The organism is Companilactobacillus furfuricola (genome assembly GCF_003946325.1).
Taxonomy (GTDB): domain Bacteria; phylum Bacillota; class Bacilli; order Lactobacillales; family Lactobacillaceae; genus Companilactobacillus; species Companilactobacillus furfuricola.
Genome location: NZ_RHNT01000079.1, coordinates 1 through 6,382, shown reverse-complemented (window position 1 = coordinate 6,382; position 6,382 = coordinate 1). Strand labels below are relative to the sequence as shown.

Annotated in this window: 4 protein-coding genes; all 4 read right to left on the bottom strand. The window is 39.2% G+C overall.

The window, feature by feature from the left end:
- Positions 1–177: 177 nt before the first annotated feature.
- Entirely contained in the window at positions 178–1,824 is a 1,647-nt protein-coding gene (locus tag EKM78_RS12140; protein ID WP_125772579.1) for a sensor histidine kinase, read from the bottom strand.
- A gap of 2 nt (positions 1,825–1,826) precedes the next feature.
- Positions 1,827–2,495, bottom strand: a complete 669-nt coding sequence (locus EKM78_RS12135) for a response regulator transcription factor (protein WP_125772577.1) — start codon at positions 2,493–2,495, stop codon at positions 1,827–1,829.
- 2 nt (positions 2,496–2,497) lie between these two features.
- Positions 2,498–3,614 (bottom strand): peptide chain release factor 2 gene (gene prfB / locus EKM78_RS12130; protein WP_125772575.1). Its coding sequence is split into 2 segments (ribosomal slippage): positions 2,498–3,541 and positions 3,543–3,614, totalling 1,116 coding nucleotides; the frame shifts between segments, so codons are not numbered across the junction.
- A gap of 47 nt (positions 3,615–3,661) precedes the next feature.
- Positions 3,662–6,022: a preprotein translocase subunit SecA gene (gene secA / locus EKM78_RS12125; protein ID WP_125772573.1), complete on the bottom strand. Its 2,361-nt coding sequence runs from the start codon at positions 6,020–6,022 to the stop codon at positions 3,662–3,664.
- Between the last annotated feature and the right edge of the window lie 360 nt (positions 6,023–6,382).

Sequence of the window (6,382 nt, the reverse complement as noted above, 5' to 3'; positions counted from 1 at the left end):
CCCGGGCCCCGGAGTCGGCATTGAACGTAGCAACCAAACTACAACCTCCACACCCAACAACCAAACAAACTAACAAACCTCCAGAAAAATAAAACGCTTCTGTCTGCCATAGCTCTCTTACATCTTTACAACAAAAAAAGCGGCCAACCAAAAAAGGCCAGCCGCAATACGAAAAAACTATAAAGGAATCTCAAAAGTAAACGTACTACCAAGTCCAAGATTAGACTCAACCTGCAAGTTACCGTCCAAACTATCAACAGTCTCCTTAACAATAGCCAATCCCAGCCCAGTACCACCAGTCTCCAAACTACGAGACCGATCAACACGATAAAACCGCTCAAACACACGATCAAGATCGTTTTGCGAAATCCCGATCCCAGTATCAGAAATCACAACCCGCAGCCGATTCTCAACCTCATCATGATGAGCTTCGATCTTCAAACTACCATTCTCAGAATTATAAGAAACAGCGTTCTTAATCAAATTATTCAATATCAAATCAACCTTAGATTTATTGATATTAACCTCTTTATTCCCATAAAACTTCTTTTCAACTTTAAGATGATGTTTATTAATTGTAACCATCATACTCTGCAAAATATTATCAACTTCATGCTCGACATCAACCAATTCCGTCTCATCAGTCTCTTTCTTAACCTTAGAAAGCGACAAAATATCTTGGATCAAATCAGTCAACCGCACACTCTCATTATGAATAATATTCAAGAAATGCTCCCGCTTCTTCGGATCATCTTGAGCACCATCCAACAACGTCTCAGAAAAACCTTCGATCGAAGTAATCGGCGTCTTTAACTCATGACTAACATTATTAACAAAGTCGACCTGCATTTGTTCCATCTGGCGACTAGCAGTCAAATCATAAAGAATAACCAAAATTTGTTTATCAAAATCTTCTCGTGAGTGCACTAAATGAATCACATTAGCATCAACGTATTTTTGCGAATTACCAACTAACTGGATCTCACGACGATAGTTCTTATTCTTCCGCAATGAATGCTCGATCATCCGGCTAAGTCCATAAGTCTTCACATCTTCAATAAAAGGATGGACCTCATCAGAAATATTAACGTCTAACAACGCAGCCATCGCTTGGTTATGCATCATGACCTCACCTTGAGAATTCAACAGCATAACTCCAACCGGCAAATGTCCGATCAAACTCTTGAAGCGGCGTTCACGGATCTTAGCATTATCACGCAACTGGCCAATATCTTGATTGATCTTATTCGTCTGTTCAACTAACTCATACAAATCGTCATCTGGAGAAAGGATCAACGAAGAAATATCTTTGTTCTTACGGACCCTGCGCAAATTAGCAGCCACTCGATCGATATCTGAACGCAAAATAAGACGTTTGCGATAATAAAAAATAATGATCGAGTCAGTGATGACAAAGTACATGATCGTGAACAATACAAAGGAGATCCAGTCTTGATACCAAAGTCGTGAATACTTCTTGGCTAAGACATAATCGCCATCATTGAAGCGATAAAACATGGTCCGATGTCCAAAGGAGGCATCAGTCACATACTGCTCGCTCATCGACAAATTACCACGATGGACCATATCAGAAGCTTGGCGAGATATTTTACTCTTCGACTTAATATCGACATACTTCAAACTACTGATCCTTGCAGCATCTGATTTAGAATGGTTCTTCCGTAACTCAGTAAAAGTTGCCACCTCTTCAGAAAAAGAATTCTTCTGGGAATTGCTCAAAATATTGTCAGCAAATAGTGACAATGCTAAAAACAGCAACACTGATACGGTAATGGAAATAATGGGGCCTAAGCGCTTTTTCATCTTTACACCTCTAAAATATATCCAAACCCATGAACGGTTTTGATTATTTGTGGATCCTTAGTATCTTTTTCGATTTTATCACGTAAATGGCTAATTTGGATATCAACCATCCGAATTTGTGAATTCGAATTAATACCCCAAACGTTATCAAAAATCTGATCTCGAGAAACAACGATACCTTTATTCTTGATCAAAAATGCCAACAACTCATACTCTTTCTTGGTCAGTGAGATCTCAGTACCGTCCATGTTCAAACTCTTCAGAGCATGATTGATCTCAAAAATATGCTTCGTGTTTTGATCGTGGTCGGTACGTCGCAAAACCACTTTGATCCGGGCCAACAATTCCTTGACCGAAAAAGGCTTAGTCACGTAGTCATCGGCTCCGCTGATCAAACCAGTGATCTTACTTTCTTCAGTATCAACGGCCGTCAAAAAAATAACTGGCGTTAAATCAGTATTTGAACGCATCTTCTTTAAAACTGACAGTCCGTCGATCTTAGGTAGCATTTGATCAAGCAAAATTAAATCAAATTTATTTTGTTCCAATTTATCTAAAGCAATTTGGCCGTCAGTCGCAGTAACGACTTGATAACCATTACTCTCCAAATTGTATTGGATCAATTCCAGAATAGAAGGTTCATCGTCAACACATAATATTTTTTTAGTCATAATTACTTCGGATTCTCTCCTTGAAGTTTCCATTGTAAATAAGCATAAATAAATGGATCTAAATCGCCATCCATTACGGCTTGACCGTTCCCAGTTTCATATCCAGAACGATGGTCTTTGACCATCGTATAAGGATGGAAAACGTAAGAACGAATTTGTGAGCCCCAACCGATGTCTAATTGTTCGCCTTTGATCTCAGCATTTCTCTTGGCCTGTTCTTCCTGCTCCCTTTGAAAAAGTTTAGCTTTGAGCATGCTCATAGCGGTCTGTCTATTTTGCAACTGTGATCTTTGAGCTTGTGAACTAACAACGATACCCGTTGGTAAATGAGTCAGTCGCACAGCTGAAGAAGTCTTATTGATGTGTTGTCCACCAGCACCACTCGAGCGGAATACATCTACCCGCAAATCTTCGTCGTTGACTTCGATATCGATCGAATCGTCGAGTTCTGGCATAACTTCCACTGATGCAAAGGATGTGTGTCGACGTCCGGCCGAATCAAATGGTGAGATCCGAACTAAACGGTGAACACCTTTTTCTGAACGTAACAATCCATAAGCATTGACACCTTTGATCATGATCGAAACACTCTTGATCCCGGCTTCGTCACCAGGTTGATAGTCTTCAAATTCCACGCTGAAATCATGTTGGTCGGCCCAACGTTCGTACATCCGCAACAACATAGCGCCCCAGTCTTGCGACTCAGTCCCGCCGGCTCCAGGATGGATCTCTAAAATGGCGTTGTTGCCATCATATTGTTCCGACAAAAGCATCGTCAATTCATATGATCTTAATTCCTTGTCGACTACTTGAATGCCTTGTTCCATTTCTGTCAAAAGGTCATCATCCGGCTCAGCTTCATACAATTGCTCTGAAACTTCCAGATCCTCAGCCGAACTTTCTAGTTTCTTAAAGTTCAAATATTTGTCTTTTAAAACATTAGTCTCATCGATCAATATTTGCGCTTTGTCGTGATCATCCCAAAAACCAGTCTGGGTCATCTTGGCTTGGTTTTCAGCTATACTTTCTTCCAGACTGTTGAGGTCAAAGTGACCTCCTGAATTGATTTATTTTATCTTCAATTTCTTGAATTCTGCTCTTTATTTCGCCAAATTCCATATTTTCACCTTTCAATAAAAAAAGCAGGCACGAGGCCTGTTTTTTTATTATCTTTCCATGTTTTGTCTGATTTCGGCCTTCATGAATAATCTAGTTACATCATATTCAATGTCTGAGATCATTTCTTCAAACATACGGTAACCTTCTTCTTGATATTCAACTAAAGGATTAAGTTGTCCATATCCACGTAAACCAATTGATTGACGTAATTGATCCATTGCATCGATGTGGTTAGTCCAGTGTTCATCAACCACTCTTAGGATAACAACCTTTTCAAATTCAAGCATTTGTGAAGGATCGCCAAGATCTTCAGATTTCTTCTTATAGTTTTCGTGAACGATATCCATCAAGTATTTCTTGATTTCTTCTGGTTCACGCATTTGAATATCGACCACGCTGAATTTCTCATCAGAAATAATTGCAGCTTTAGCAAAGTCAACAATTGCTGGAAGATCCCATTCTTCTTTCTTACCTTGAGTATGAACATCAACTTGAGCATCGATCGTCCGTTCGATCATTGGCATCAAGACACGATCGAGATCTTCATCTTCAGAGATAACTTCCATTCTTTCTTTATAAATAACTTCACGTTGTTCACGCATAACATCATCATATTGAAGAGTATTCTTACGAGTATCGTAGTTATTACCTTCAACACGTTTTTGAGCAGATTCAACTTGTCTAGTCATCATTCGACTTTGGATAACAGCATCGTCATCTTCGATCTTCAAAGTCTTAAGAACACGTTTGATTCTTTCAGAACCGAAACGCTTCATCAAGTCATCTTCCAGTGACATATAGAATTGCGTAACACCTGGGTCACCTTGACGACCAGAACGTCCACGCAACTGGTTATCAATACGACGTGATTCGTGTCGTTCAGTACCAATAACGGCAAGTCCACCTAAATCAACAACGCCAGGTCCAAGTTTAATATCAGTACCACGACCAGCCATGTTAGTAGCGATAGTTACGGCACCACGTTGACCAGCATTCATGATGATCTCAGCTTCCTTAGCATGGTTCTTAGCATTAAGAACAGCATGTGGGATACCTTTTTGATCAAGTAGTTTTGATAAGTATTCTGAAGACTCAACTGCAACAGTACCAACTAGGATCGGTTGTCCTTTAGCATGGCGAGCCTCAATATCCTTAACAACGGCATTGAATTTACTCTTAAGTGTTGGGTAAAGCACATCATCTTTATCGTCACGGATAACAGGTTTGTTAGTTGGGATCGAAACAACTTCCATGTTATAAATTTCTCTGAATTCTTCAGCTTCTGTCTTAGCAGTACCTGTCATACCAGATAATTTATCGTACATACGGAAGAAGTTTTGGTAAGTAATGTTGGCCATTGTCTTAGTTTCATCTTGGATCTCAACACCTTCTTTAGCTTCGATAGCTTGGTGCAATCCATCTGAATAACGACGACCTTCCATAACACGACCAGTAAATTGATCAACGATCATAACTTGGTTATCTTGAACCACGTAATCAATATCACGACTCATGATCTCATTAGCACGAAGTGCTTGATCCAAATGGTGGTTCAAAACAGTGTTATCAATATCATACAAGTTATCAAGACCAAAGTAATCTTCAGCCTTACGGATACCAGTTTCAGTTAAACTGATCGACTTAGTAGGCCAATCGATCTTGTAGTCATCTTCAACCAATGTCTTAACAAATCTATCAGTACGAACATACATCGCAGTAGATTTCTCAGCAGCACCGGAAATGATCAAAGGAGTTCTAGCCTCATCGATCAAAATTGAGTCGACCTCATCAACGATGGCAAAGTTCAATGGACGTTGAACCATTTGTTCCTTGTAAACGACCATGTTATCACGCAAGTAGTCGAAACCTAGTTCTGAGTTAGTTGAGTAAGTAATATCACAATTATAAGCTTCACGCTTTTCCTCAGAATCCATTTGGTTAACGTTAAGTCCAACAGTAAGACCTAACCATTTGTAAAGTTCACCCATCTCTTTAGCATCACGGCCTGATAAGTATTCGTTAACCGTAACAACGTGAACACCCTTACCAGCTAATGCGTTCAAATAAACAGGTAGAGTAGCTGTCAAAGTCTTACCTTCACCAGTCTTCATTTCGGCAATGTTACCTTCATGTAAAGTAATACCACCAATCAATTGCACTCTAAAAGGATAAAGACCTAGAACTCTCTTAGCACCTTCACGGGCGGTTGCGAAGGCTTCTGGCAAAATATCATCCAATGTTTCGCCCTTTTTAAGTCTCTCTTTAAACTTAGGTGTCTTAGCTTGAAGTTCTTCATTTGATAATTTGCTGTATTCATCGGCATAAGCTTCGATCTTATCAGCAATCTTACCCATACGTTTAACTTCTCTTTTATCGCTTTCGACCCATTTTCTTAATGGATTTGCCATATTTGTATATCTCTCCTAAACGTTATAAACATATCTACTATTCTATCATTATTTATAGTACTTTTAAACTTAATATTGTGTTAAGAATTAGTACTGTCAGCTTTTTAATTCTACACCTATTTGTATAAATGTCTAAACTATATGCATAAAAAAATGTTTTCAGTAATAATTTGATAAATGGTTTGGTGCTTTGGATTTATGCTGGTGATACGTGGGATTTTGGTTGCTACGTTCAATGCCGGTTCCGGGGCGGGGCGCTATATGGGATTGGAACGTAGCCGACTGCTACAATTTTTTTAACCGGACAGATGAAAAACAATAATCAGTCCGGGAGACGATAACAATGAGTAGGAAAAATAA

Bases quoted from the DNA above. Each gene is read 5' to 3' on its own strand.
- EKM78_RS12140 (WP_125772579.1), bottom strand. From the start codon at position 1,824: ATGAAAAAGCGCTTAGGCCCCATTATTTCCATTACCGTATCAGTGTTG.
- EKM78_RS12135 (WP_125772577.1), bottom strand. From the start codon at position 2,495: ATGACTAAAAAAATATTATGTGTTGACGATGAACCTTCTATTCTGGAA.
- secA (WP_125772573.1), bottom strand. From the start codon at position 6,022: ATGGCAAATCCATTAAGAAAATGGGTCGAAAGCGATAAAAGAGAAGTT.